Annotated in this window: 1 protein-coding gene; it reads left to right on the plus strand. The window is 36.5% G+C overall.

What is annotated here, in order from left to right; translation table 11 throughout:
- Positions 1-411 (plus strand): hypothetical protein (locus PVV68_RS10455; protein WP_273722147.1); only part of this gene is annotated, 411 nt, incomplete at its 5' end.
- Between the last annotated feature and the right edge of the window lie 738 nt (positions 412-1,149).

The raw sequence follows: 1,149 nt of genomic DNA on the forward strand, positions 1-1,149 counted from the left end.
GAAATGCGTGCAAAGCGCTTCTGTTTAAGCTTACAAGAGGCTAAAAATCCGCTTTCTGGTACCTATATAGGGCGGCTTTGCTTGCAAGGTGTACTTACTCAAGAGCAATATGACGCCGCACAACAGTACCTGCAGATACGAAATAACTACCTTTGTGCAAAGGGCTTGCCTAGTGCTATTTATGATGATGTTTCTACAAATTCAGACCCTAATAGTCTTGAACAGTGGGTTGAAAAAGCAACGCGTCATTATCAATCTGTTCACGAGGCAATAAAAGAAGCGCAAAATCTCTATAGACAGTACAATCTTTACGCTGCGCTACAGTACCTCGCTATAGAAGATCAAGAATTACCGCATCTTGTGAACTCACTGCGAGTTGCTCTTAATGCACTTCAGAAGTATTTTTCATAAAAGTTTATAAAAAGATTAGTTCCCATGATATCCGATAAGAAGCTCTGCAATTAGCCAAATTATCATAAGAATTGCTAGAAGCTTTATACCACACCCATCGGTGTAATCAGGGAATAAAAGCCCACTTATCAATCCGAAAAGCATTATTATTATTCCAATTACGATAAATACCGTATACCATGGAATTATGGTTACTAATAACCCTAGCAAGCACAAAGAAAATATCACTATTATTAGAAAAGTATAGTCTTTGTAAGAAGAAGAGTCAAAAAAAATATATAATCCAAATACTAATGGATAAAATGAAACTATTAACGTAAACGCTGCTAATAGGGGGCTTATTGTTACTGGAAGTGGATCTAACGTTACAAACATCGTAGTCATAAATATTACTTTCTCGGTATTTATTGTTTAGAATGTATCCACTTTTATAATTGATTCCCTTTAAAGTTATCAATATGTGTTATTTTTGTGTTGACAAAGTGATGCAAATCGTATTTAATGACAATTACGGCACTAGTCGTATTGTATCTAAATGAGGGTTGGATACAGTTTAAAGCCCCGCAAATGCGGGGTTTTTTATTATCTGGAGGGAGGAATTTATGACATCAGAAAACACAAAGCAGGTTTTACAACCGATCAAAAAGCCTCTGCCTCCTAATGCTGGTCAAGGGCGTGTTAAAGGTGTGCCCAATAAGAATACACGTCTTCTTAAAGAGGCAATTATTAAAGCTGCTG

It is taken from the genome of Bartonella sp. ML69XJBT (genome assembly GCF_028618515.1).
Taxonomy (GTDB): Bacteria; Pseudomonadota; Alphaproteobacteria; order Rhizobiales; family Rhizobiaceae; genus Bartonella.